Source organism: Streptomyces sp. NPDC089799, assembly GCF_040684755.1.
Classification (GTDB): domain Bacteria; phylum Actinomycetota; class Actinomycetes; order Streptomycetales; family Streptomycetaceae; genus Streptomyces.
The window spans coordinates 12,878-38,776 of record NZ_JBFBGR010000053.1; the positions used below are offsets into that span (position 1 = coordinate 12,878).

The window sequence follows — 25,899 nt, forward strand, 5'->3', positions numbered from 1 at the left end:
GGCGTCAGCCCATGTGGGGGTAGCCGTACTCGGTCGGCGGGACCAGGGTCTCCTTGATGGAGCGGGTCGAGGTCCAGCGGAGCAGGTTCGACGCGGCGCCCGCCTTGTCGTTGGTGCCGGAGGCGCGGCCGCCGCCGAAGGGCTGCTGGCCGACCACGGCGCCGGTGGACTTGTCGTTGATGTAGAAGTTGCCCGCGGCGAAGCGGAGCTTCTCCATCGTGTGCGCGGCCGCGTAACGGTCGGCGGCGATGACCGAGCCGGTCAGGGCGTACGCCGAGACGGACTCCATCTGGTCCAGCATCGCGTCGTAATCGGCGTCGTCGTAGACGTGGACGGCGAGGATCGGGCCGAAGTACTCGGTCGTGAAGACCTCGTTCTCCGGGTCGGTGCACTCGATGACGGTGGGGCGGACGAAGTAGCCCTCGGAGTCGTCGTAGGTGCCGCCGGCGACGATGGTGCAGGTCGGGTCGGCCTTGGCGCGGTCGATCGCGGCCTTGTTCTTGGCGAAGGAGCGCTCGTCGATGACGGCACCGATGAAGTTCGTCAGGTCGCGGACGTCACCCATGGTGATGCCGTCGACCTCGGCGGCGAACTGCTCCTTGAAGCCGTCGTTCCAGATGGACGCCGGGACGTAGGCGCGGGAGGAGGCCGAGCACTTCTGGCCCTGGAACTCGAAGGAGCCGCGGGTCAGCGCGGTCTTCAGAATGGCGCGGTCGGCCGACGGGTGGGCCACCACGAAGTCCTTGCCGCCGGTCTCGCCGACCAGGCGCGGGTAGGACTTGTAGGTCTCGATGTTGTTGCCGACCGTCTTCCACAGGTACTGGAAGGTCTTGGTCGAGCCGGTGAAGTGGATGCCGGCCAGCTCGGGGTGGGTCAGGGCCACCTCGGAGACGGCGATGCCGTCGCCCGTCACCAGGTTGATGACGCCCTTGGGGAGACCGGCCTCCTCCAGCAGCTCCATCAGCAGGACGGCCGCGTGCGTCTGGGTGGGGGACGGCTTCCACAGCACCACGTTGCCCATCAGCGCGGGCGCGGTCGGCAGGTTGCCGGCGATCGCGGTGAAGTTGAACGGGGTGATCGCGTAGACGAAGCCCTCCAGCGGGCGGTGGTCGCTGCGGTTCCACACGCCGGCCGAGTTGGCCATCGGCTGCTCGGCCAGGATCTGGCGGGCGAAGTGCACGTTGAAGCGCCAGAAGTCGACGAGCTCGCACGGGGTGTCGATCTCGGCCTGCTGGGCGGTCTTGGACTGGCCGAGCATGGTGGAGGCGGCCAGCTTCTCGCGCCACGGGCCGGACAGCAGCTCGGCGGCGCGCAGGATGATCGCGGCACGGTCGTCGAAGGACATGGCGCGCCACGCCGGGGCGGCGGCCAGGGCGGCGTCGATGGCGTCGCGGGCGTCGTCCTGGGTGGCGTTGGCGAAGGTGCCGAGCACCGACTTGTGGTCGTGCGGCTGGACGACGTCGAAGCGCTCGCCGGCGCCCATGCGCTTGGTGCCGCCGATGGTCATCGGGAGCTCGATCGGGTTCTCGGAGAGCTGCTTCAGCTGGGCTTCGAGACGCGCCCGCTCGGCGCTGCCGGGGGCGTACGTGTGGACCGGCTCGTTGACCGGCGCGGGGACCTGGGTCACAGCGTCCATGGGTCGAAAACTCCTAGACCTAGTTCTTGGTGATCATCGAGCGGACGAAGAAGAGCAGGTTGGCCGGCTTCTCCGCCAGACGGCGCATGAAGTAGCCGTACCAGTCGGTCCCGTACGCGGTGTAGACGCGCATCCGGTGTCCCTCGGCGGCCAGCCGCAGGTGCTCCTCGCTGCGGATGCCGTACAGCATCTGGAACTCGTACTCGTCCAGTTTGCGCCCGGCCTTGCGGGCGAGCTCCTGGGTGATGGCGATGAGGCGCGGGTCGTGGGACCCGATCATCGGGTATCCCTGCCCCTCCATCAAGATCTTGAGGATGCGCACGTACGCCTTGTCGATCTCCGCCTTGTCCTGGTACGCGACCTCGGCGGGCTCCTTGTAGGCGCCCTTGACGATCCGGACGCGGCTGCCGGAGGCGGCCAGGCGGCGGGCGTCGGCCTCGGTGCGGAAGAGGTACGCCTGGATGACGCAGCCGGTCTGCGGGAAGTCCTTCCGCAGCTCCTCGTGGATGGCGAACATCGAGTCGAGGGTGGTGTGGTCCTCGGCGTCCAGGGTGACGGTGGTGCCGATGGCGGCGGCGGCCTCGACGACCGGGCGGACGTTGGCGAGGGCGAGCTCGTGGCCGCCCTCCAGCGCCTGGCCGAACATGGACAGCTTGACCGACATCTCGGCCCTGGTGCCCAGACCCAGGTCCTTCAGCCGGTCGATGAGCTCCAGGTAGGCGTCACGGGCGGCGTAGGACTGCTCCACCGTGGTGATGTCCTCGCCCACCACGTCGAGGGTGACCTCCAGCCCCTTGGCGGCCAGGTCGGTGACGATCGGGATGACCTGGTCGACCGTCTCGCCGGGGATGAAGCGATTGACCACGGGCTTGGTCACCGGGGCGGCAGAGACGATTCGGCGCATCTTCTCGCTGCGCGAGGCGGCCAGAATCACGGGACCCAGCACGGGCACCTCCAACGGGTGGCAGAAAGCAAGTGAAACCACCGTGAAACCTATGGACCGGTTTGATCCTCGGCCATCGACAGCTGTCACGCATCCGTGGCCCCGATCTCATACAGATGTCTGAAGCGGCCGTCGCCGAGTGGGAGAATGTGCCCGTGAAGGGCGATTACCAGGACCTGGTGGACGAGATCTCGGCGCTGCTGGGCGCCCCCGCGACCCTGGAGAACCGGGATTTCCGCCTGATCGCCTTCGGCGCCCACGACAGCGAGGACGACCTCGCCATGGACCCGGTCCGGACCCGGTCGATCCTGACCCGGCAGTCCACCGCGGCCGTACGGTCCTGGTTCGAGGGCTTCGGCATCGCCCGCGCCACCGGCCCGGTCCGGATCCCGGCCGCGCCGGAGGCGGGGGTGTTCCGGGGCCGGATCTGCCTGCCGGTGCGGAACCGCGGGATCGTCCACGGCTACGTGTGGGTGCTCGACCCGGATCCGGATCCCGGGCAGGGGCCCTGGCCGGACCCCGCGCAGCTGTCCGCCGCCATGGAGGTGGCCGAGCGGATCGGGGTGCTGCTGGCCGAGGAGGCCAGGGCGGGCGCGGACCTGTCCCGGGAGTTCCGGGCGGTGCTCACCGCCGAGCGGGGCCGGGCGCGGGACCTGGCGGTGGAGGCGCTCCGGGCGGCGCTGGGGACGGGCGGGGCCGGTCCGCACGCCCTGGTCTGCGTGGCGCCGTGGGCCGGGGACACCCCGGGGTCGGTGCCGGGCGCGGCCGCGGTGTGCGCGGCACCCCTGCGGGGCGCGGCCGCGGAGGGCCCGGCTGCCGGGGAGGGGCCGGCGTCCGGGGAGGGCCTGGCGGTGCTGGTCCGGCTGCGGGCGGCGGACTCGCTCACCCCGGCGCTGAACGCGGCGGGCAGGCTGCTGCCCCGGGAGGGCGGCGGTGCACCCGCCCCGGCCGGTGCCACGGCGCGGGCCGCCGGGGTGGGTGAGCCGGTACGGGACCTGGCCGGGCTGCCGGAGGCCTGGGAGCAGGCCGCGGCCGCGGCCCGGGCGGCGCTGGCCCAGCCGCGGCTCGGCCCGGTGGCCCGCTGGTCGGGGATCGGCGCGTACCGGATGCTCGCGGCGCTGTCCGCCGACCCGGCACAGGACCCGGCGGCACGCGCCCTGCTCGGGCCGGCCCACCCCGAACTGGCGCGCACCGCCGAGGTGTTCCTGGACTGCGCCGGGCAGGCCGGGCGGGCGGCGGCGGCCCTGGGCATCCACCGGCAGACCCTCTACTACCGGCTGTCCCGGGTGGAGCAGCTGACCGGGCTGGACCTGGACGAGGGCGAGGACCGGCTGTTGCTGCACATGGCGCTCAAGGCGGCCAGGCTCAACGGAAGTTGACGGCGCGCTACGACTCCGGTCGTACGGACCGCGCCCCGGTTCTCCGGGACGGACCCGGGTCCGTCCCCGATGCCGGCGCCCGCCGGGGGCCCCTACTGTCGCGAACACCGCTGAATCCGCGCGCCAGGAGGCACCCGTGAAGGCCATCGTCCAGGACCGCTACGGCCCGCCCGACGTCCTGGAGTACCGGGAGGTCGACCGCCCGGCGCCCGGGGACCACGACGTACTCGTGAAGGTCCGCGCCGCCGCGGTCAACGCGGCCGACTGGCACCTGATGCGCGGCGACCCGTACGTGGCCCGCCTGGTGCTGGGGCTGCGCAGGCCGAAGGCGCCGGTCCGGGGCCGCGACTTCGCGGGCACGGTGGAGGCGGTGGGCGCGGGCGTGACCGGGCTCCGTCCGGGCGACGAGGTGTACGGGGAGGCCGACGGGGCGTTCGCCGAGTACGTGTGCGCCCCCGCCACGGCGGTGGACCGCAAGCCCGCCGGCCTGACCTTCGAACAGGCGGCCGCGATCCCCCTGGCCGGGAACACCGCGCTGATGGGACTGCGCGACCTCGGGCGCGTGGCCCCCGGGCAGTCGGTGCTGGTCAACGGTGCCTCCGGGGGCGTGGGCACGTTCGCGGTGCAGATCGCCAAGGCGCTCGGCGCCGAGGTGACCGGTGTGTGCAGCGCCCGGAACTCCGAGCCGGTCCGCTCGCTGGGTGCGGACCACGTCGTCGACTACGCGCGGGAGGACTTCACCCGGAGCGGCCGGACGTACGACCTGGTCTTCGACCTGGTGGGGAACCGTTCACTGGCGGAGCTCCGGCGTGCGGTGGCACCCGCCGGGACGCTGGTGCTGTCCGGCGGGGGCGTGTCCGGGGGCGGCAGCCTGATCGGGCCGATGGCGCTGCTCGTAAAGGGGCGGCTGCTGTCCCGGTTCGCCGGGCAGCGGCTGCTCGTGCTGACGGCGGAGCCCCGCCGGGAGAACCTGGCGGCGCTGCGAGGGCTCGTGGAGTCCGGGCGGGTCCGGCCGGTCGTGGACCGGACCTACCCGCTGGCCGGGGCGGCGGAGGCGATCCGGTACCTGGAGGTGGAGCACGCCCGCGCGAAGGTGGTCCTGACCGTCTGAGCGACCGATGGGCGAAGGGGGCCGTCCCGGCGGGACGGAGGGGGCCGTCCTGGCAGCAGGACGGCCCCCTTCCGCGTCGGGCTACTCCTCCCGGCCCAGCGCGGTCCCGGCCGCGCGCCGCATGCCCTCGGTGAGTTCCTCCGCCGTCGCGGCGGTCTCCGGGTCGAACAGCCACTGGATCATCAGGCCGTTGAGCAGCGCCTGGTAGAAGGCTCCGAGCGTCCGTACGTCGCGCTCGTCGAGCTCCTCCTCGGGCCGGCCGGTCATCATCGCGATCAGTCCGCGGCGCCCCTCGCCCTGCTGGGCGGCGAGCATCCTGCGCAGTTCCGGCACCCGGTCCCGGCTCAGGGCGATCTCCAGGCTGGCGGCCCAGACCGGCCCGGACGCCTCGTGCCGGTCGATCACGTTCCCCCAGATGGAGCGGAACCGCTCCAGCGAACCGCCCTCGCCCTGCGCGGAGGTCGCGAAGGACTCGCCCCACTCCTCCATGAGCTGGACGAAGGCCTGCGTGAGCAGGGCGTCCTTGGAGCCGTAGTGGTAGCCGATGGAGGCGAGGTTCGCGCCGGAGGCGCCCACGATGTCGCGCGCGGTGGTCCGCACGAACCCCTTCTCGACCAGGCACTTCTTCGCGCCGTCGAGCAGATCTTCCTTGTGTCCCATGCCCGGACTGTACCAAGACGACCGTCCCATACGCACGTCCCATACAGAAGTCCCAGACTCTCGTACTAGACAAGCGTTTATGACGACTGTACATTCCTGCTCATGACGAAGACCCCGCCCCGCGCCGGGCGCCGCGAATGGACCGCTTTCGCCGTCCTGCTGCTCCCCCTCCTGCTCGTCTCCATGGACGTGTCCGTCCTCTACTTCGCGATCCCCGCCATCACCCGGGAGCTCGACCCCAGCGCCACCCAGCAGCTGTGGATCTTCGACAGCTACGCCTTCGCCCTCGCCGGCCTCCTGATCACCATGGGTTCGCTGGGCGACCGGATCGGCCGCCGCAAGCTGCTGCTGATCGGGGCCACGGCCTTCGGCACCGCCTCGGTCGCCGCCGCGTACGCCCAGAGCGCCGAGATGCTGATCGCCGCCCGCGTGCTGCTCGGCGTCGGCGGGGCCACCCTGATGCCCTCCACGCTGGCCCTCGTCCGCAACCTCTTCCGGGACGACAGGCAGCGCACCCGGGCGATCGGCATCTGGTCGGGCGCCATGGCCGGCGGCATCGCCCTCGGTTCGGTGATGAGCGGCCTCATCCTCAACCACTTCTGGTGGGGCTCGGTCTTCCTGATCAACGTGCCCGCGATGCTGCTCCTGCTGGTGCTGGTGCCCGTGCTGGTCCCCGAGTTCAAGGACCCGGCCCCCGGCCGCTTCGACCTGCTGAGCGTGCCGCTGTCCATCGCCGCGGTCCTGCCGGTGGTCTACGGCCTCAAGGAGATCGCCGCCGAGGGCGCCCGGCCCGCGTACCTGCTCTGCCTCGCCGCCGGCCTGGCCGTCGGATACGTCTTCGTCCGCCGCCAGCGCTCCCGTGAGGACGCGATGATCAGTCCGGCCCTGTTCCGCGGCCGCGGCTTCGGCGCCGGCGTCACCCTCAACACCCTCGCCGCCTTCGCCATGATGGGCTCCGCCTACTTCACCACCCAGTACCTCCAGTCGGTGCTCGGCATGGGCACCCTGGAAGCCGCGCTGTGGAGCCTCGCCCCGTCCCTGGCGGTCGGCGCGGCCGCCCCGGCCGCCGGCGCCCTCGGCCAGAGGTTCGGCCGGCGGGCGGTCATCGCCGGCGGGTTCGTCACCGGCGCCGCCGGGTTCGCGCTGCTCGCCCTGGTCGGCACCGACTCGCTGTGGCTGCTGCTGACCGGCTGCGCGGTGCTGGCCTGCGGGATCGTCACCGTGATGTCCCTGGTCTCCGACATGGCCCTGGCCTCGGCCCCCGCCGAGAAGGCCGGCTCCGCCGCCTCCCTGCTGGAGACCGGCCAGGAGTTCGGCGGCGCGCTGGGCATGGCCCTGCTGGGCAGCCTGGGCACGGCCGTCTACCGCCAGGACCTCACCGGCGCCGAACCGGCCGCCCGGGAGACCCTGGGCGGGGCCGCCGCCACCGCCGGGCAGCTCGGCGGCGAGGCGGGGGCCGCACTGCTGGCCACGGCCCGCGAGGCCTTCGTGCACGGCATGCAGTACGCCGCCTGGGGCGCGGCCGCCCTGCTGCTGGCCGCCGCCGGGCTCGCCCTGGCACTGCTGCGGACCGGTGCGGCGGCCGGACCCGCCGAAGCCCCGCAGCCGGTCGCCGCCGCGCACTGAGCGGCGTACCGGAACGCAGCACTCGCTACTCGACGCAGTCGCCACTTTCACCCGAATGGCTCAACATGACGTGCCACCCACATGGGTGAAGATCAAGCTGGCTAGTGCCCCAACCGAGGCAATCTGTGAAAGGCGAACCAAATGCGCATTCGACGAATCCTCGCCGCAGTCTTCGCCACGGCAGCCCTCGCCGGACTCGGCCTCACAGGCGCCGCCACCGCCACCGCCGCCAGCGGCAGCGTCAGCGTCACCCCGGCCAGCGTCACCCCGGGTGAGTGCACGGACAACGGCGGAACGATCGACCGGTCGACGCCCGTGCTCCCGACCTGCAGGGGCGGTATGTACGACGGGCAGACGGTCGACTAAACGCCACCAGGGCCCGTTGCGAAAGTGGATCGTCGCCCCGCAGCCACGCGTTGCGGGGCGACTCCCTCGCGACCACTCACATCAGAAGATCCGAGAAACATCGCCTGGGGCAGCAGCCTGTCCGGCCACACCCGGGACCACCTCGACGCAGTCGCTGCCGAACTCAACAGCCGCCCGCGCAAGACGCTCGGCCGGGAAACCCCAGCCGAGCGCCTGTCTGCACTGCTCGCCATCACACGTCGGTGATCACGTGTTGCAACGACCTCTGGAATTCGCCGAACCCCGGGCCCTTCTCATGCGCGGATACGCGTATCCGCAGATGCGCGGATACGCGGATACGCGGTCAGTCGACCAGGTTGACCGAACGGGTCGACGTGGCGCCGATCTCCTCGGAGATGTCCGCCAGGACGTTGACCGGGACGGTGTCGTCCACGGTCAGGACGGCGAGCGCCTCGCCGTGCTCCTCGGCCCGGGCGACCTGCATGCCCGCGATGTTCAGACCGGCCTCGCCGAGGATCCGGCCGACGGTGCCGACGACACCCGGGCGGTCCTGGTAGCGGAGCACGACCATGTGGTCGGCGAGCGTCAGGTCCACGTCGTACTCGCCGATGCCGACGATCTTCTGGAGGTGCTTGGGGCCCGCCAGGGTGCCCGAGACCGAGACCTCCTGGCCGTCGGACAGGGTGCCGCGGACGGTGACCACGTTGCGGTGGTCCGGGGACTCCGAGCTGGTGGTCAGGCGCACCTCGACACCGCGCTCCTGCGCGAACAGCGGGGCGTTGACGTAGGAGACCGTCTCGTCGACGACGTCCTCGAAGACACCCTTGAGAGCGGAGAGTTCCAGCACCTTGACGTCGTGCTGGGTGATCTCGCCGCAGACCTCGACGTCGAGGCGGACCGCGACCTCGCCCGCCAGGGCGGTGAAGATGCGGCCGAGCTTCTCGGCGAGCGGCAGGCCCGGGCGTACGTCCTCGGCGATGACACCGCCCTGGACGTTGACCGCGTCCGGGACCAGCTCGCCGGCGAGCGCCAGGCGCACCGACTTGGCGACGGCGATGCCGGCCTTCTCCTGGGCCTCGTCGGTGGAGGCGCCCAGGTGCGGGGTGCAGACGACCTGGTCGAGCTCGAACAGCGGGGAGTCCGTGCAGGGCTCCTTCGCGTACACGTCCAGGCCGGCGCCGGCGACGCGGCCCTCCTTCAGGGCCGAGTACAGGGCGGCCTCGTCCACGATGCCGCCGCGGGCGGCGTTGACGATGCGGACGGACGGCTTGACCTTGTGCAGCGCCTCGTCGCCGATGAGACCGAGGGTCTCCGGGGTCTTGGGCAGGTGCACGGTGATGAAGTCCGCGACCTCCAGCAGCTCGTCCAGGGAGAGCATCTTCACGCCCATCTGGGCGGCGCGCGCGGGCTGCACGTAGGGGTCGTAGGCGACGACCTTCATGCCGAAGGCCGACATGCGCTGGGCAACCAGGACGCCGATGCGGCCGAGGCCGACCACGCCGAGGGTCTTCTCGCTGAGCTCGACGCCCGTGTACTTGCTGCGCTTCCACTCGCCGTTCTTCAGGGCGGTGTTGGCCTGCGGGATGTTGCGGGCCGTGGCGACGAGCAGACCGCAGGCGAGCTCGGCAGCGGTGACGATGTTGGAGGTCGGGGCGTTGACGACCATCACGCCGGCCTTGGTGGCGGCGGAGACGTCCACGTTGTCCAGACCGACGCCGGCACGGGCGACGACCTTGAGCTTCTTGGCGGCGGCGATGGCTTCCGCGTCGACCTTGGTGGCGGAGCGCACGAGGATGGCGTCGACGTCCGCGATGGCGGGCAGGAGCTCCGCGCGGTCGGCACCGTTGCAGTGGCGGATCTCGAAGTCGGGGCCGAGAGCCTCAACGGTGGCAGGCGAAAGCTCTTCGGCGATCAGTACGACAGGTTTCGAGCTCACGTGGTCCTCACTAATCCAGTGCGGACGGCCGTCCCGACGGCCGCAGGCGGTGGAGGGGGCTAGCCGCGTGGAAGACGCACGACACTGTGGGCCTGACGCGTTGTGTTGAGCAGTGTAGTAGCGGTGCCGCGGTGGTTTTCCGCCTGTCCGGAGAGATCACCCGTCCGGGGTTGGCCAGGGTGGACAAGCGGATACGGCCCGCATGGACAAAGCGGATGGCCGAAGGGGCCGGGACGCTTCCGTCCCGGCCCCTTCGCATGGGTCAGTTCTCCTCGTCGGAGACCCAGCTCATCAGCTTGCGCAGCTTCTTGCCGGTGGTCTCCAGCAGGTGCTCGGAGTCGGCCTTCTTGTACTCGTTGTACTTGGGCAGACCGGCCTTGTACTCGGCCATCCAGGTGTTGGCGAACTCGCCGCTCTGGATCTCCGCGAGGACCTGCTTCATCTCGGCCTTGGTGGCGTCGGTGATGACGCGCGGGCCGGTGATGTAGTCGCCCCACTCGGCGGTCTCGGAGACCGACCAGCGCATCTTCTCCAGGCCGCCCTCGTACATCAGGTCGACGATCAGCTTGAGCTCGTGCAGGCACTCGAAGTACGCGATCTCCGGCTGGTAACCCGCCTCGGTCAGCACCTCGAAGCCGGCCTTGACGAGCGCGGAGGCGCCACCGCAGAGGACGGCCTGCTCACCGAACAGGTCGGTCTCGGTCTCCTCGGTGAAGGTGGTCTTGATGACACCCGCGCGGGTGCCGCCGATGCCGGCCGCGTAGGAGAGGGCGAGGTCGAACGCCTTGCCGGTGGCGTCCTGCTCGACGGCGGCGATGCACGGAACGCCGCGGCCCTCCTCGTACTGACGGCGGACCAGGTGGCCCGGGCCCTTGGGGGCGACCAGGGCGACGTCCACGTTGGTCGGGGGCTTGATGAAGCCGTAGCGGACGTTGAAGCCGTGGCCGAAGAAGAGCGCGTCGCCCTCCTTCAGGTGGTCCTTGACGGACTCCTCGTAGATCTCGGCCTGGAGCGGGTCCGGGGTCAGGATCATGATGAGGTTCGCCCACTCGGCGGCCTCGGCGACCGGGAGGACCTTCAGGCCCTGCTCCTCGGCCTTGGCCTTGGACTTCGAGCCCTCCTTCAGGCCGACGACGACGTCGACGCCGGAGTCACGGAGCGACAGCGCGTGGGCGTGGCCCTGGCTGCCGTAGCCGATGACCGCGACCTTGCGGCCCTGGATGATGGACAGGTCGGCGTCGTTCTCGTAGAACAGCTCGGCCACTGGGATATCTCCTTGGTGCGCTGGTGTTGCTCCCACCGTACGGCGGGGAACGGAATGAAAGTTTGTCGGTCTCGCGATGCGAACGCCGGGTACGGCGCGACGCGAAGGGCGTCAGGCGCTGCGGTCGAGCGCGCGCAGGCTGCGGTCCGTGATGGACCGTCCGCCGCGCCCTATGGCGATCGTGCCGGACTGGACGAGCTCCTTGATGCCGAACGGCTCCAGCATCCGGAGCATCGCGCCGAGCTTGTCGGCGCCGCCGGTGGCCTCGATGGTCACGGCCTCCGGGGAGACGTCGACGGTCTTGGCGCGGAACAGCTGGACGATCTCGATGATCTGGGAGCGGGTCTCGTTGTCGGCGCGGACCTTCACCAGGACCAGTTCGCGCTCGATCGCGGAGGAGGGCTCCAGCTCGACGATCTTCAGGACGTTGACCAGCTTGTTGAGCTGCTTGGTCACCTGCTCCAGGGGCAGGTCCTCGACATTGACCACGATGGTGATGCGGGAGATGTCGGGGTGCTCGGTGACGCCGACCGCCAGGGAGTCGATGTTGAATCCGCGGCGGGAGAACAGCGCGGCGATCCGGGCGAGGATGCCGGGCGTGTTCTCGACCAGGACCGAGAGCGTGTGCTTGGACATGTGTGTCGTTCTCTCTCTGGGGCTCTCGCGGGTCAGTCGTCTTCGCCGTCGCCGAAGTCGGGGCGGACGCCCCGGGCTGCCATGACCTCGTCGTTGGAGGTGCCGGCGGCGACCATCGGCCAGACCATGGCGTCCTCGTGGACGATGAAGTCGACGACGACGGGGCGGTCGTTGATCGCGTTGGCCTCGGCGATGACCTTGTCCAGGTCGGCCGGGTCCTCACAGCGCAGCGCCACGCAGCCCATGGCCTCGGACAGCTTGACGAAGTCCGGGACGCGGGTGCCCATGCGGGGGGCGGCGGACTCGCCGAGCTGGGAGCCGACGGTGTCGTGGCCGGTCTCTCCGGCGTGCAGGACGGTGTTGGAGTACCGCTGGTTGTAGAAGAGGGTCTGCCACTGGCGGACCATGCCCAGCGCGCCGTTGTTGATGATCGCGATCTTGACCGGGATGTTGTTCAGCGCACAGGTGGCCAGTTCCTGGTTGGTCATCTGGAAGCAGCCGTCGCCGTCGATCGCCCAGACGGTGCGGTCCGGCATGCCGACCTTGGCGCCCATCGCGGCCGGGACCGCGTAGCCCATCGTTCCGGCGCCGCCGGAGTTCAGCCAGGTGCGGGGCTCCTCGTAGTCGACGAAGTGCGCCGCCCACATCTGGTGCTGGCCGACGCCGGCCGCGTAGATGGTGCCCTCCGGGGCGAGCTCGCCGATCCGCTGGATGACCTGCTGCGGGGAGAGGCTGCCGTCCTCGGGCAGGTCGTAGCCCAGCGGGTAGGTCTCGCGCCAGCGGTTGAGGTCCTTCCACCAGGCGGTGTACTCGCCGGTGTTGCCGTCGTTGATCTCGGCCTGGACGGCCTGGATCAGATCGGCGATGACCTCGCGGGCGTCACCGACGATCGGGACGTCCACGGCGCGGTTCTTGCCGATCTCGGCCGGGTCGATGTCCGCGTGGATGACCTTGGCGAAGGGGGCGAAGCTGTCCAGCTTGCCGGTGACGCGGTCGTCGAAGCGGGTGCCCAGGGCGACCAGGAGGTCCGACTTCTGCAGGGCGGTGACGGCGGTGACCGCACCGTGCATGCCCGGCATGCCGAGGTTCTGCGGGTGGCTGTCCGGGATGGAACCCAGGGCCATCAGGGTGGTGACGACCGGGACGCCGGTGAGCTCGGCGAGGACCTTCAGCTCGGCGGTGGCGCCGGCCTTCATCACGCCGCCGCCGACGTAGAGGACGGGGCGCTTGGCCGCGGCGATCAGCTTGGCGGCCTCGCGGATCTGCTTGGCGTGCGGCTTGGTGACCGGCCGGTAGCCGGGGAGGTCCTGGGTGGGCGGCCAGCTGAAGGTGGTCTGCGCCTGCAGGGCGTCCTTGGCGATGTCGACCAGGACCGGGCCGGGACGGCCGGTGGAGGCGATGTGGAACGCCTCGGCGATGGTCCGGGCGATGTCCCCGGGCTTGGTGACCAGGAAGTTGTGCTTGGTGATCGGCATGGTGATGCCGACGATGTCCGCCTCCTGGAAGGCGTCGGTGCCGATCGCCTTGGAGGAGACCTGGCCGGTGATCGCGACCAGCGGGACGGAGTCCATGTGGGCGTCGGCGATCGGGGTGACCAGGTTGGTGGCGCCCGGGCCGGAGGTGGCCATGCAGACGCCGACCTTGCCGGTGGCCTGCGCGTACCCGGTGGCGGCGTGACCGGCGCCCTGCTCGTGCCGGACCAGGATGTGACGGACCCTCTTGGAGTCCATCAGCGGGTCGTACGCGGGCAGGATGCAGCCTCCCGGGATGCCGAAGACCGTGTCGCACCCCACCTCTTCGAGAGAACGGATGAGGGCCTGCGCACCCGTGACGTGCTCGATCGCAGCGGTCTGCTGTCCGCCGGTACGGGCCCGCGGCTGCGGATGGTGGGCCCCGGAGGCCTGCTCGGTCATCGGCAATCTCTTCTCGAAGCTGAGGGTTTTACGAGTGATTCGGCTCTTGGATGGCATGCGCCGTGTGCCAGTGCAACAAAAAACCCCTCGTGCCGGCAGGCAAGCGAGGGGAGCGCGTCGGGTGCGTGGAGCGGGGACGTGTGGGTCCCGGTCTCAGCCGACGCGCTTTCCAAGTACGAGAATTCGGGTGCGCATGGCACTGACCCTCCCTCCGCCGGGAGGTCGGTGTCAAGTGGGTGGGACGGCCGTCTCATTATGTGAGCCCCTATGGGTGACCAGTGGACCCCCCGCCGAACCGCCGGCCAGGGCAGGCTGGGCTACCCCGCCCGGTACTGGAAACGTACTCCTCGCCAGCGCCCGCCGCAGCCGGTATTCGTCCAGAGGGCCGGAAAACGCCATTCCCTGCGCATGGCCGCAACCCATCGCCCGCAGGGCCATGACCTGCTCCGGAAGGTCGACCCCGTCGGCCACCGACTGCATGCCCAGATCATTTGCGATGCGCAACAATCCGGCGGTGATCTTGTGGAGCCTGGGTGACTCCACCACGCCCTCGACCAGGCCCCGGTCCAGCTTGAGCAGGTCCAGCGGGAGCCTGCGGAGGGCGCTGATCGCGGCGTACCCGCTGCCGAAGCCGTCCAGGGCGATCCGTACGCCGTGCCGCCGGAGGGCGGCCAGGCGGCGTTCCAGGTCCTCGAAGGGCACCCGGGGGTCGGGCAGCGCCAGCTCCAGGACCAGCGCTCCCGGGGGCAGCCCGTGCCGGGTGAGCAGCGCCTCCACGGAGCCGGCCGGGCCGGACCGGTCCAGCAGCCGCTGGGCGCTCATCCGGACCACGGCGGGGATGTCGTGCCCGGCCAGGTGCCGCTCGGCGGCCTGCTCCACGGCCGTCTCCAGCAGCCGGCGGCCCAGCTCGGCGGCGCGTCCGGCACCGGCGGGGCCGGCGGCCCGGCCGGGGTGCGCGTCCGGTCCGGGCTCCTGGGATTCGGCCACCCGGAGCAGCTCGGCCGGGGTGAAGAGGATCCCCTGGGCGGAGCGCCAGCGGGGCTGCGCGGCGACCGCGGCGATCTCTCCGGTGGCCAGGCAGACCACGGGCTGGTGCAGCAGGGTGAACTCGCCCTCGCGCAGCGCGGTGCGGAACCGGCCGGCCAGTTCGGCCTTGCGGGTGATCTCGGACTGCATCTGCGGTACGTAGAGCTCGACCCGGTCCTTGCCGCCCGCCTTGGCCCGGTACATGGCCAGGTCGGCGTTGCTCATCAGGTCCGAGGGCGTCATGCCGGGCTCGGCGAAGGCCACGCCGATGCTGGCGGCGACCCGGACCTCGTGGCCGGCGATCCGGTAGGGCTGGGAGAGGGTGGTGCGCAGCCGCTCGGCGATCTCGCGCACCTGGTGCTCGCGGGCGCTGCGGTCGCGGCCCCCGTCGCCGAGGATGAGCGCGGCGAACTCGTCGCCGCCGAGCCGGGCGGCGGTGTCGCCGGCGCGCACCGAGTCCTGGAGGCGGCGGGCGGCCTCGATGAGCAGTTCGTCGCCGGCCTGGTGGCCGATGCTGTCGTTGACCGCCTTGAATCCGTCCAGGTCGATGAAGAGCACGGCCGTGCTGTGGTCGCCGGAGCGGCGCCCGGTCAGGGCCTGGCGGACCCGGCGGGTGAACAGGGCCCGGTTGGGCAGGTCGGTCAGCGCGTCGTGTTCGGCGCTGTGCTGCAGCTGGGCCTGGAGCCGGACCCGTTCGGTGACGTCGCGGCTGTTGAGGATGAGTCCGCCCTGGTGGCGGTTGACGGTGGATTCCACGTTGAGCCATTCCCCGCTGCCGGACATGAAGCGGCATTCGATGCGGGTGGTGGGCTCCTCGGCGGGCGGGGCGGCCAGGAAGCGGCGGACCTCGTGGACCACCCGGCCGAGGTCGTCGGGGTGGATCAGCGCGGAGAGCTGGGTGCCGACCAGCTGGTCGGCCTCGCGGCCGTAGACCCCGGCCGCGGCCGGGCTGACGTAGCGAAGGGTCCCGGTGGGCGCGGCGATCATGATGACGTCGCTGGAGCCCTGGACCAGGGAGCGGAAGTGGTTCTCCTTCTGGGCCAGTTCCTGGGTGAGCGCGATGTTGTCCAGGAGCATGATGCCCTGGCGGACCACGAGCGCGAGGACCACGCTGCAGCCGGTGAACAGGGCCACCCGGTCGTCCCCGCGGCGCCCGTCGACGGTGTTGTAGTTGTAGAGGATGACCAGGGTGCAGACGGCGGCCGCGAGGTACGGGGTGAGCGCGGGCAGGGAGCCGGTGATGGGGCGGCCGGTGCGGCGGGCCGCGTACGGGTGTCCGCCGGGCGGGGGGAGCCGGCGGGCGCCCCAGGGGGCGTAGGCGAGGAGCAGCGAGCCGGCGAACCAGCCGGCGTCGAGCAGCTGGCCCGAGCGGTAGCCCATGCGGAACAGCGGGGAGGTGAACAGGGCGTCGCTGAGGACGGTCAGCGCGAGGGCGGCGAGGGCGGTGTTCACCGCGGAGCGGTTGGTCGCGGACCGGCGGAAGTGCAGCACCAGGACCATCGAGACGAGCGCGATGTCCAGCATCGGGTAGGCGAGGTCGAGCGCGGGCCGCAGGACGCTGCCGGGGGCGCCGGACTGGGCGGCCTCGGTGGCCTGCTGGAGGGCGAGGCTCCAGGCGAGGGTGAGCAGGGAGCCGCCGATGAGCCAGGAGTCGAGGGCGAGGCAGACCCAGCCGGCCCGGGTCACCGGGCGCTTGGCGAGGACCAGCAGGCCGACGATGGCGGGCGGGGCGAAGCAGAGGAAGGCGAAGTCCGCGGCGGACGGGCTGGGCACCGGCCGGTCGAGCACGACCTCGTACCAGCCCCATACGGCGTTGCCGCAGGCGGCCATGAGGGAGGAGAAGGCGAACAGCAGCCAGGCGGGGCGGTCGCGGTTGCCCGCGGCGCGGGCGTACCGGTAGCAGGACACTGCGGCGAGGAGGGCGGCGGCGCTCAGTCCGAAGTCGCCCATGCATTCGGCGAGTTGCTTCGACCCCCAGCCGAGGCCGGCGCCGATGGTGTACCCGGCGATCACGGCGGCGAGGAGGAGCTGGGCCAGGACCCCCCGGCCGCATCCCTGGACCGGCGGCCGGGCCAGGAGGGCCCCGTGGGCGCTCACCGGTCCCCCTCGGACGCCGCCCTCCGGGCCGGCCGCGCCCCCGCCGGGGCGGGTGTCGCGGGCGGCCCGGTGCGGCCGGTGGGGCCGGTGCGGCCTGACCGGCCCGACGCGGGCTCCGAGGGGGCCCGGCCCGCCGAGCGAGTCCGGCTCGCCCAGTGGCTCCCGCCCGCCCGTCGGCTCCGGCCCGTCCGGGTGGCTGAATTCGGCGCGCACACGGGGCGCCTCCGGCGGCTCCGCCGCGTCGGATCCTTCGTCCATTGGCCGTGCATCGCCCGTCGCCCCCCAAACTGTCCGATCACTCCCCAGCGCCATACGTTCGCGGCGCAGCCCCTTGTTCCGGACGATACACCACTTTCGTTACTCAGGGACAGGTCAGCTGTACGCTCCGTCACCAACAGCGGCGTTGTGGACACCGACCGCACGCGAACCGGCACGGACAGTGCACATTCGGGCTCAATCCGTGATCAGTACGGTGTTTTCGAGGGGCTCCCCCGCGGCGAAGCGGGTCAGCTGCCGGGCCATCAGACGGCGGGCCCGGGGCAGGAACGCCGAGCTGCTGCCGCCGACATGAGGCGTGATCAGGACACCGGGGGCGTGCCACAGCGGGTGGCCGGCGGGCAGCGGTTCGGGGTCGGTGACGTCCAGGGCCGCGCGGAGCCGTCCCGACTCCAGTTCGGCGAGCAGGGCGGTGGTGTCGGCCACCGGGCCGCGGGCCACGTTCACCAGCAGTGCGCCGTCCTTCATGCGGGCCAGGAAGGCGGCGTCCGCGAGGCCCTGGGTCTCCTCGGTGAGCGGGGTGGCGAGGATGACCACGTCCGCCTCCGGCAGCAGCGCGGGCAGCTCGGTGAAGGAGTGCACGGGGCCGCGTTCCGCGCTGCGGGCGGAGCGGGCGACGCGGGTGATCCGCCCGCACTCGAAGGGGGCGAGCCGGTCCTCGATGGCGGCGCCGATGGCCCCGTACCCGACGAGGAGGACGGACTTGTCGGCGAGCGCCTCGTAGAAACCGCCGTGCCATTCCTCGCGGTCCTGGCCGCGGACCATGCGGGGGATGCCGCGGAGCGAGGCGAGGACGAGGGTGAGGGCCAGTTCGGCGGTGCTGGCGTCGTGCACCCCGCGGGCGTTGCAGAGCCGTACGCCGGAGCGGAGCGCGCCGAGTCCGCCGAGGACGTGGTCGATGCCGGCGGTCAGGGTCTGGACGACCTCCAGACGGGGCATCAGGGCGAACGGACGGACGCTGACCGCCGGGGACTTCATGTAGGGCGTGACGTAGAAGACACAGTCCGCGGGGTCGGCCGGGAACTCGTCCCCGCCGTCCCACCGTCGGTAGCGGAAGGAGTCGGGAAGGCCGTCGATGTCCTCGGCGGGATACGGCAGCCAGACCTCTGGGGTGGGTGAACTCATGATCGGGAGGCTATGCCAAGCCGTCGCGATCAAGCCGTTACATTCGGGGGTGCGAGACGGAGGGGGACGCACGGGTGGAGCGCAGGGCAATCGGGGCGGCGGCGCTGGCGGTGGGCGCGATCGGGCTCGGCTGCATGCCGATGAGCTGGGCGTACGCCGCATCCCAGCGGGACGGGACGCGGTCGGTGGCGGCGGTGCACGCGGCGCTCGACGTGGGGGCGAGCCTGCTCGACACCGCCGACGTGTACGGGCCGTTCACCAACGAGCTGCTGGTGGGGCGGGTGCTGCGGGAGCGCCGGGCGGACGCCTTCGTCTCCACCAAGGCGGGGCTGCGGGCCGGCGACCAGCACGTGGTGGCCAACGGGCGGCCTGAATACATACGGCGGGCCTGCGACGCCTCGCTGCGGCGGCTGCAGACGGACGTGATCGACCTGTACCAGCTGCACCGGGTGGACCCGGAGGTCCCGGTGGAGGAGACCTGGGGCGCGATGGCCGAGCTGGTGGGCGCCGGGAAGGTGCGGGCGCTGGGCTTCTGCGCGGTGGGTGCGGGCGCGGGGCCGGGGGCGGGGCGGCGCGGGGACCGGTCGTACGCGCTGACGATCCGCCGGCTGGAGCGGGTGCAGCAGGTGTTCCCGGTCAGCGCGGTGCAGGCGGAGCTGTCGGTGTGGTCGCCGGAGGCGGCCTGGCACCTGCTGCCGTGGTGCGCGGCACGGGGGGTGGGCTTCCTGGCGGCGATGCCGCTGGGCAGCGGGTTCCTGACCGGGACGCTGACGCCGGGGCAGGGCTTCGAGGCGGACGACGCGCGGGCCCGGCACCCGCGGTTCACCGCGTACGCGATGGCGGCGAACCAGGTGCTGGTGGCGGGGCTGCGGCGGGTGGCGGAGCGGCACGGACCGCAGGTCACGGCGGCACAGGTGGCTCTGGCGTGGGTGCTGGCCCAGGGCCCGCAGGTCGTCCCGGTGCCGGGGGCTGCGCGGGCGGAGCGGGCCGTGGAGAACGCGGCGGCGGCGGAGGTCATGCTGACCTCGGCGGACCTGGCGGAGCTCGCGGCGCTGCCGGTGGCGGTGGGCGCCTGGGACTAGCGTCCGGCCTGGCGCCACCCTTGCCGGGCGCTGCCCCGGCGGGGCGGGGTTGGCGGCCGCCCGCCGCCGCCGTGCGGGTGCCGGCCGTTGCCGCGGCCGGGCGGGGCCGGCGCCCACACCTCGGCGGAGGTGCAGGGTGGGCAAAGCCCGGCGGAACGCCTGCCCACACGTCGGCCGAGCCGGCGCCCGCACCTCGGCGGAGACGGGCATGCCATCGGCGAAGGCGCTGACCGCGCTCGTGCTGTGCGGGACGATGGGCGGTGCAGGGGCGGAAGTGAAGGGAGCTGGGGATGGGGAACGGAACGGTGCGGGGTGCGGGGGTGGCCGCGGCAGTCGTGGGGTGCGGGGTGCTGCTCGTGGCGGGGTGTTCGCCCGCCGGGCCCGGGGGCGCGGCTTCGGGGACCTCCGCCCCCTCGGCCTCCGCGTCGGCCTCGGGGGCGGCTTCGCCCGGTGCGCCCGCCACCGGCACGCCCTCGGCGAGTCCCACGCCCTCCGGGCCGCCCGCGAAGGGCGCGGTCGCGGTCGCCGGGGAGGTGGCCAAGGGGCTGGAGTCGCCGTGGGGCGTGGCCGTACTCCCCGACGGTGACCTGTTGGTCGCCTCGCGGGACCGGGGGACGATCAGCCGGGTGCAGACGGCGACCGGGAAGACCACCGTGATCGGCGAGGTGCCGGGAGTGGACCCCGGCGGGGAGGGCGGTCTGCTGGGGCTGGCGCTGTCCCCGGATTTCGCGAGCGACCGGATGGTGTACGCGTACTTCACCACCGCCTCGGACAACCGCATCGCCCGCCTGCACTACGACGACCAGCGCTCGCCCGGCGAGCAGCTGGGGGCACCCGACACGGTGTTCCGGGGCATCCCGAAGGGCTCCGTGCACAACGGCGGCCGGATCGCGTTCGGCCCGGACCGGATGCTGTACGCGGGAACCGGCGAGACCGGGGACACCGGGCTCGCCCAGGACCGGAAGTCGCTGGGCGGCAAGATCCTGCGGATGACCCCGGACGGCGAGCCGGTGCACGGGAACCCCGAGGCCGACTCGGTCGTCTACTCCTACGGGCACCGCAACGTGCAGGGCCTGGCCTGGGACAAGGACCGGCGGCTGTGGGCGACGGAGTTCGGGCAGAACACCTGGGACGAGGTGAACCTGATCGAGCCCGGCGGGAACTACGGCTGGCCGGAGGTCGAGGGCAAGGCCGGCAAGCCCGGTTACAAGGACCCGGTGGTCCAGTGGCGGACGGACGAGTCCTCGCCGAGCGGGCTGGCCTGGGCGGAGGGCTCGCTGTGGGTGGCCGCGCTGAAGGGCGAAAGGCTGTGGCGGATCCCGCTGGCGGGGGCGGTCCCGTCGGCGGAGCCGGAGGCGTTCCTCACCGGCAGGTACGGCCGCCTGCGGACGGTCGTCCCGCTGGGCGGCGACCGCCTGCTGCTGGTGACGAGCGAGACGGACGGCCGGGGTTCTCCGGAGGCGGGCGACGACCGCATCCTGACCCTGACGGTCCGGTAGTGCGCAGTGCGGTGGTTCGGTAGTGCGGTGACCTACGGAGCCCCGACCGGGGCGGAAGGCACGGTGGGCACGGTGTTCAACATGATCGAGGAACTGTTCAACCCGGGGCGCAGGCACACCGACGAGGAGCGGAACCGGCTGGAGCTGTCCCGGGTCGACGCGAACGACGGCGACCCGGGGCGCGGACCGATAGACCTGGACTCCGGCAGTGTCCGCATACGCCTCGCGGACGCGCCGCCCGCCGACGACTGACCGTGCCGGTCACGGCCCCGGAGGGAAGAGGCGGAGGCGGTGGGTGAGGGCGGCGGCTTCGACGCGGCCGGAGACGCCCAGCTTGGCGAGGATGTTGGAGACGTGCACGCTGGCCGTCTTCGGTGAGATGAAGAGTTCCTCGGCGATGCGGCGGTTGCTCAGGCCGGCCGCCACCAGGCGCAGGACGTCCCGTTCGCGGCTGGTCAGGCCCAGTGCCTCCGCCGGGTCGGAGTCCGGGACCGGACGGTCCGGGTCGGGGGCCGGCGCCGTCAGGGGGATGCGGGCGCGCTGGGCGAGGAGGGCCAGGTCCTCGCGGAGCAGGCGCGCGCCGAGCCGCTCGGCCTCCGCGTGCGCCTCGCGGAGCAGGGCGGTGGCGTGGTCCCGGTCGCCGCCGGAGGCGAGCAGTGCCTCGCCGAGCCGGTGCCGGACCCGGGACAGCAGGTAGGGCCGGTCCAGCGGGCGGACGGCCGCCTCGACCGCCGTCCAGTCCGCCGCCGCGTCCGTCCCCTCGGCCCGCAGGAGTTCGGCGCGTACGTATTCGGCGTGCGCCCGCCACAGTGGGTACGGGGTGGCCAGCCGGCGCGCGGCGGACCGGATGAGGTCGACGGTGCCGGCCCGGCCGGCGTCCGCGGCGGGCAGGCCGCGGGCGTCCGCCTCCGCCGTGGCGGCGGCGAGCAGCAGCGGCCAGGCGTAGCGGTGGTGGCCGAGCGGGAAGCCGTTGCCGACGGCGGTGGCGAGCTCGGCGCGTACGTCGGCCAGCCGCCCCTCCCCCGCCGCCACGCCGACCGCGAGGCGGTAGAGCGGGATGCGGTGCTGGGGCTGCAGGTCGTGGTTGCCGAAGCAGCGGTGGGCGGCGGCGAGCTGGCCGGCGGCTTCGGCGAGTTCGCCGCGGGCCAGCGCCAGGTAGGAGAGGCGGGCGTGGGCGCTGCCGCGCGGGGCCGCGCTCTGCCCGACCTGGAGGGTGCGCCGGGCCGCTTCCGCGGCCTCTTCCCAGCGGCCGAGGCTGTACAGGGTCTCGGCCATGTTGCCGCGGACCCACGCCTCGGTGTCCAGCAGCCGGGAGCGGCCGACGAGTTCCACCCCCGCGACGGCCACGTCGAGCGCTTCCCGTGACTGGCCGTGGCTCTCCAGCTGTGAGCTGAGGTTGATGTAGGCGCGCCCGGCCAGGCCGGTGAGGCCGAGGGCGGCGGCCCGGTCCTTGACGGCGTGGAGTTCGGCGAACCCGGCCTCGGCGTCGCCCGCGTCGGTGAGCAGGGAGCCCACGGTGATCCGGGCGTTGAGCTCGGTCTCCGCGGCGCCGACCATACGGGCGTACTCGGCGGCGCGTTCGGCGGCGGCCAGGTTGTCGGGGCCGGGGTTGTGGAGCATGCCCCAACCGGCCGCCCGGACCAGTACCTCGGCGTGTATCTGGGACGGGGGCAGGCCCTTGACCAGTGCCTGGGCGGTGCCGAGTTCCTCCCAGCCGTTGCCGCGGGCGAGGCTGGCGACGAGCCGGGACCGTTCGGTCCAGAACCAGGCGGCGCGCAGCAGGTCCAGGTCGGCCGTGGCTCCCTCCAGCGAGCGCAGGGCCACCTTGGTGTGCTTGAGGGCGCGTTCGCGCTCCCCGCCGAGCCGGGCGGCGACGGTGGCCTCGGCCAGCAGGTCGAGCAGCTGGAGCGGGGTGGAGGGGTCGCAGCCGCACGGCGGGTACGCATCGGTGTACTCGGCCGGGCGCAGGGCGTCGCGGACGTCGTCGGGGGTGCTGTCCCACAGGTCCAGGGCGCGTTCGAGCAGGCTGAGCTGCTCGGAGTACGCGTGCCGGCGGCGCGCGGCGACGGAGGCGTCGAGCGCGGTGGGCAGGGCCTTGGCCGCGTCTCCTGCGCAGTACCAGTAGCTGGCGAGCCGGATGATCCGTTCCTCGGCGCGGACCAGGGTGTCGTCGGCCTCCAGGGCTTCGGCGTAGCGGCGGTTGACCCGGGCCCGTTCGCCGGGCAGCAGGTCGTCGCTGACGGCCTCGCGGACCAGGGAGTGGCGGAAGCGGTAGCCGTCGCCGTCGGAGGTGGCGAGCAGGATGTTGGCTCCGACGGCGGCCCGGAGGGCGTCGAGCAGTTCGTCCTCGGTGAGCCGGGAGACGGCGAGCAGCAGCGGGTACTCGACGGTGGAGCCGCCCTCGGCGACGATGCGGACGACGCGCTGGGCGGCTTCGGGCAGCACCTCGACGCGGACGAGCAGCAGGTCGCGGAGGGATTCGGTGAGGCCGGTGCGGCAGCCGTTGCCGGCGCTGGCGACGAGTTCCTCGACGAAGAAGGCGTTGCCGTCGGACCGGTCGAAGACGGTGTCGACGAAGGATTCGTCGGGCTGGGAGGACAGGATGCCGACGACCTGGCGGCGGACCTCGGCCCGGTTGAAGCGGGGCAGTTCGACCCGTTGTACGGTGCGCAGCCGGTCGAGTTCGGCGAGCAGGGGGCGCAGCGGGTGGCGGCGGTGGATGTCGTCGGCGCGGTAGGTGGCGACGAGGACCAGGCGGCCGCCGGTGAGGGTGCGGAAGAGGTAGGCCAGCAGGTGCCGGGTGGAGGTGTCGGCCCAGTGCAGGTCCTCCAGGACGAGGACGACGGTGCGGTCGGCGGCGAGGCGTTCCAGCAGGCGGGCGGTCAGTTCGAAGAGCCGGTGGGTGCTCTCCTCGTCGTGCGGGCCGCGGGGGGTCTCACCGAGTTCGGGGAGGATCCGGGCGAGTTCGTCCTCCTGGCCGGCGGCCGCGGCGGCGAGTTCCTCGGGCAGCCGGCGGCGCAGGGCGCGCAGGGCCGTGGAGAAAGGGGCGAAGGGAAGTCCCTCCGCCCCTATCTCCACACAGCCGCCGACGGCGACGGCGGCGCCGTCCCGGGTCGCCTCGGCGACGAACTCCTCGATGAGCCGGGTCTTCCCGACGCCGGCCTCGCCGGCGATGAGGAGGGCCTGCGGCTCCTGGCCGGCGGCCCGGCCCAGTGCGTCGGTGAGTACGGCCAGTTCGTCGGCGCGGCCGACGAACACCGGGCTGACAGATCTGGTCTCCACGTCGCCGAGCATCGCACATGCCTGCTGCCGGGACGTATCGGGTTTCGGTGGGGTGGTCATGGCGCTGGGGATCGCACGCTGCGGGCGCGGGTCAGGCGACGCGTACGAAGCGGTTCCGCTGCTCCCTCACCTGCCCTTCGGGTTCCTGGCTGCGCTGCGACTCGCGGCGGGCCTGGACGGCCTGCCGGGCCTGGCGGTACTCGGTGGCCTGGCGGAGCAGCTCGGCGCGGCGGGCGGTGGCGATCTCGTGCTGGAACATCTCGTTCTCCCTGGTGGGTTCCGGGTTTCTCGGGCACCTCGTTCGGTGTGATCCAAGAATCCCGTCCCAGGGGGTGCCGGCACATCGGGTGCATGCCGCATCTGCGGGTGCCGGGGGGCCTTAGGCCGGGGCCGGGCGTCCCCACTCATGCCTAAGGCCCGACCCGGCACTCCTTAGGCAGCGCCGGGCGGGCCTTAGACGTCGTTGCGAGACAGGTCAGGACTTCATGACCGGACTAGCGGCTCAGTCACGGACTTCAACGTACTCGACCGCATTACCTCCTTCTTCCCAGAACACCCACAGGCGACCACACACGTTGCAACGACGAGCATCGGTCCCTCTGCCGAGAAGCATCCCGGAATCAGCCTCAGCGTCATCGAATTCCCGGTAAGGGAGCAGAATCAGGCTGAAATCCGGATCGTCATCTCGGATGAGATTTCCACACCTGCACGCCATCTTCGCCATTAAGCCCCTCCAAAGAATATGACTTCGCTGATGAAGCTATCCTTCCCCCAGCTGCGTATCAGACTATTCACTGTGACGAGGGCGCCATCAAATTCAGACGCGGAGAGGCCGGTGCCTGACAGGTCTACGATCACGCCGCCTCCGTGAACCTGCGAGTGCTTCTTCGCCACCTTGTTGATGATGGCCTTCGGGTTGGTACTGACCGGCGAGTACACGTCCCATGGAACACCGTCAACGAGCAAGTCGCTCGTCTGCCCACCTGCCCGTGTCCCCACCGGATCTCTCAGCTCAACCTTCTTTCCGAGCGACGCCATGTGTTCGGCCGCCGAAACCTCCGAAGCGGAAGGATTCTTGGCAGTGATGGTCAGCTGCCCGGGGCGAGCGGTGCCGGCACCGTCGGGCGCCGTCACGCGAGAACCCGGCCGGAGACGGCCCGCTATCCACTTGGCGGCGGGGCCCATGACGCTGCTGACGGCTCCTCCACCCGCGCCGAGAAGGAGGTCCCATCGGTCGGTGGGCCGGCACTGGGCCTGGTTGACGGCAAACGAGTAGCCCGCGCCGACTCCTGCGTTGACTACTGCGGAGGTGGCCAGGGCGCGGCCGCCGGCGAGGCCGAGGGACCGGGCGGCGAGGTTGCCCGCTCCGGGCATGAAGGCGCCGGCGATTCCGCCGATCAAGGCACCCTTGCCGGCTGCCTTGGCGAGTCCGCCGAGGGTGAAGCCGCCGTTGCGGTGCTGCCAGGAGTAGATGCCGCCTTCGACGACGCCGCCGATGATGGCGCCGACGCCGATGCTGAGGCACATGGGGCAGGCGCCGGTGGGGTCGGCCTGGTTGACCGGGTCGTTGTTGGCGTAGGCGTAGGTGGAGGTGGTGGTGGGTGCTGCGGTGTCCGGACGGGGATCCGGTGTCGTGAAGCGTCCGGATGCCGGGTCGTAGCTGCGTGCCGGAAGCTGGACGCGCCCGCTCAGGACGGAGTCCTTGGGTGCTCCGGTGAAGCCGAACTGGCTCTGCTGCTGGGTTCCCGTGCCTGCGGTTCCTTCCGTGGTTCCCCAGGTGCCGTAGGCGTAGCGGTAGGTTTCGGCGCCCGCCTGGTCCCTGACGGAGGTCACGGAGTTCTGGCGGTCGTGGAGGAACCAGTAGCTGGCGTTTTGGGTGTCCAGGCCCTGGGGTTCGCCCTGCGGGCCGTAGTGGTAGTCCGCGAGGAAGACTCCGGTGCCGTTCCGCTCGGTGGCCAGGCGCGGGATGTTGCCGTTGACGTCCCACTGGGAGGTGCGCTGGAGTTCGGCGTTCTTCTCGACCGAGGTGCGGTTGCCGTCGG

19 protein-coding genes are annotated in these 25,899 nt (G+C 72.0%); 7 read left to right on the forward strand and 12 right to left on the reverse strand.

Annotated features, from left to right (window positions below):
• Positions 1-4 precede the first annotated feature (4 nt).
• Positions 5-1,636 carry an L-glutamate gamma-semialdehyde dehydrogenase gene (pruA, locus tag AB0O36_RS34895; protein ID WP_365117493.1) on the reverse strand — a complete coding sequence of 544 codons (1,632 nt, stop codon included), beginning with the start codon at positions 1,634-1,636 and terminating at the stop codon, positions 5-7.
• A 19-nt stretch (positions 1,637-1,655) separates the two neighbouring features.
• Positions 1,656-2,582 carry a proline dehydrogenase family protein gene (locus AB0O36_RS34900; RefSeq protein ID WP_365117495.1) on the reverse strand — a complete coding sequence of 309 codons (927 nt, stop codon included), beginning with the start codon at positions 2,580-2,582 and terminating at the stop codon, positions 1,656-1,658.
• A 152-nt stretch (positions 2,583-2,734) separates the two neighbouring features.
• Between AB0O36_RS34900 and AB0O36_RS34905 the strand changes: the two genes are divergently transcribed.
• Together AB0O36_RS34905 and AB0O36_RS34910 are read left to right on the forward strand one after the other, a co-directional pair.
• Positions 2,735-3,958 carry a helix-turn-helix domain-containing protein gene (locus AB0O36_RS34905; protein WP_365117498.1) on the forward strand — a complete coding sequence of 408 codons (1,224 nt, stop codon included), beginning with the start codon at positions 2,735-2,737 and terminating at the stop codon, positions 3,956-3,958.
• 136 nt (positions 3,959-4,094) lie between these two features.
• The gene (locus AB0O36_RS34910) at positions 4,095-5,069 is read left to right on the forward strand and encodes an NAD(P)-dependent alcohol dehydrogenase (protein ID WP_365117500.1); all 975 of its coding nucleotides are present in this window, start codon (positions 4,095-4,097) and stop codon (positions 5,067-5,069) included.
• An 81-nt stretch (positions 5,070-5,150) separates the two neighbouring features.
• Here the strand turns inward: AB0O36_RS34910 and AB0O36_RS34915 are convergent, their stop codons facing one another.
• Complete coding sequence (locus AB0O36_RS34915; protein ID WP_365117502.1) at positions 5,151-5,729, reverse strand: TetR/AcrR family transcriptional regulator; 579 nt, start codon at positions 5,727-5,729, stop codon at positions 5,151-5,153.
• Positions 5,730-5,831: 102 nt separating this feature from the next.
• On the opposite strand from AB0O36_RS34915, the gene AB0O36_RS34920 reads away from it, so the two are divergent.
• Positions 5,832-7,355 carry an MFS transporter gene (locus AB0O36_RS34920; protein WP_365117504.1) on the forward strand — a complete coding sequence of 508 codons (1,524 nt, stop codon included), beginning with the start codon at positions 5,832-5,834 and terminating at the stop codon, positions 7,353-7,355.
• 141 nt (positions 7,356-7,496) lie between these two features.
• Complete coding sequence (locus AB0O36_RS34925) at positions 7,497-7,721, forward strand: hypothetical protein (RefSeq protein WP_365117506.1); 225 nt, start codon at positions 7,497-7,499, stop codon at positions 7,719-7,721.
• 343 nt (positions 7,722-8,064) lie between these two features.
• Here AB0O36_RS34925 and serA read toward each other — a convergent pair whose 3' ends face one another.
• The 6 genes from serA to AB0O36_RS34955 all read right to left on the reverse strand — a co-directional run bounded on the left by serA (position 8,065) and on the right by AB0O36_RS34955 (position 17,994).
• Positions 8,065-9,657: a phosphoglycerate dehydrogenase gene (serA, locus tag AB0O36_RS34930; RefSeq protein ID WP_365117508.1), complete on the reverse strand. Its 1,593-nt coding sequence runs from the start codon at positions 9,655-9,657 to the stop codon at positions 8,065-8,067.
• A gap of 262 nt (positions 9,658-9,919) precedes the next feature.
• Positions 9,920-10,921 carry a ketol-acid reductoisomerase gene (gene ilvC, locus AB0O36_RS34935; protein ID WP_365117511.1) on the reverse strand — a complete coding sequence of 334 codons (1,002 nt, stop codon included), beginning with the start codon at positions 10,919-10,921 and terminating at the stop codon, positions 9,920-9,922.
• 111 nt (positions 10,922-11,032) lie between these two features.
• Complete coding sequence (gene ilvN / locus AB0O36_RS34940; protein WP_365117513.1) at positions 11,033-11,557, reverse strand: acetolactate synthase small subunit; 525 nt, start codon at positions 11,555-11,557, stop codon at positions 11,033-11,035.
• Positions 11,558-11,589: 32 nt separating this feature from the next.
• The gene (locus tag AB0O36_RS34945) at positions 11,590-13,470 is read right to left on the reverse strand and encodes an acetolactate synthase large subunit (protein ID WP_365117516.1); all 1,881 of its coding nucleotides are present in this window, start codon (positions 13,468-13,470) and stop codon (positions 11,590-11,592) included.
• Positions 13,471-13,698: 228 nt separating this feature from the next.
• Positions 13,699-16,593, reverse strand: coding sequence for an EAL domain-containing protein (locus AB0O36_RS34950; RefSeq protein WP_365117530.1), 2,895 nt, complete (start codon positions 16,591-16,593; stop codon positions 13,699-13,701).
• A 453-nt stretch (positions 16,594-17,046) separates the two neighbouring features.
• Positions 17,047-17,994: a 2-hydroxyacid dehydrogenase gene (locus AB0O36_RS34955; RefSeq protein WP_365117519.1), complete on the reverse strand. Its 948-nt coding sequence runs from the start codon at positions 17,992-17,994 to the stop codon at positions 17,047-17,049.
• A 74-nt stretch (positions 17,995-18,068) separates the two neighbouring features.
• Here AB0O36_RS34955 and AB0O36_RS34960 point away from each other — a divergent pair, with 74 nt between their 5' ends.
• The 3 genes from AB0O36_RS34960 to AB0O36_RS34970 all read left to right on the forward strand — a co-directional run bounded on the left by AB0O36_RS34960 (position 18,069) and on the right by AB0O36_RS34970 (position 20,827).
• Complete coding sequence (locus AB0O36_RS34960; RefSeq protein ID WP_365117520.1) at positions 18,069-19,076, forward strand: aldo/keto reductase; 1,008 nt, start codon at positions 18,069-18,071, stop codon at positions 19,074-19,076.
• 290 nt (positions 19,077-19,366) lie between these two features.
• Positions 19,367-20,575 carry a PQQ-dependent sugar dehydrogenase gene (locus AB0O36_RS34965; RefSeq protein WP_365117522.1) on the forward strand — a complete coding sequence of 403 codons (1,209 nt, stop codon included), beginning with the start codon at positions 19,367-19,369 and terminating at the stop codon, positions 20,573-20,575.
• A 27-nt stretch (positions 20,576-20,602) separates the two neighbouring features.
• A complete protein-coding gene (locus tag AB0O36_RS34970; RefSeq protein WP_365117524.1) occupies positions 20,603-20,827 on the forward strand; it encodes a DUF6191 domain-containing protein in 225 nt (74 codons plus the stop codon).
• A 9-nt stretch (positions 20,828-20,836) separates the two neighbouring features.
• On the opposite strand, the gene AB0O36_RS34975 is transcribed toward AB0O36_RS34970, so the two are convergent.
• The 3 genes from AB0O36_RS34975 to AB0O36_RS34985 form a co-directional block, all read right to left on the reverse strand.
• Complete coding sequence (locus tag AB0O36_RS34975) at positions 20,837-23,869, reverse strand: AAA family ATPase (protein WP_365117532.1); 3,033 nt, start codon at positions 23,867-23,869, stop codon at positions 20,837-20,839.
• A gap of 79 nt (positions 23,870-23,948) precedes the next feature.
• Entirely contained in the window at positions 23,949-24,116 is a 168-nt protein-coding gene (locus tag AB0O36_RS34980) for a hypothetical protein (RefSeq protein ID WP_365117525.1), read from the reverse strand.
• A 464-nt stretch (positions 24,117-24,580) separates the two neighbouring features.
• Positions 24,581-25,899 (reverse strand): RHS repeat-associated core domain-containing protein (locus AB0O36_RS34985; protein WP_365117527.1); only part of this gene is annotated, 1,319 nt, incomplete at its 5' end.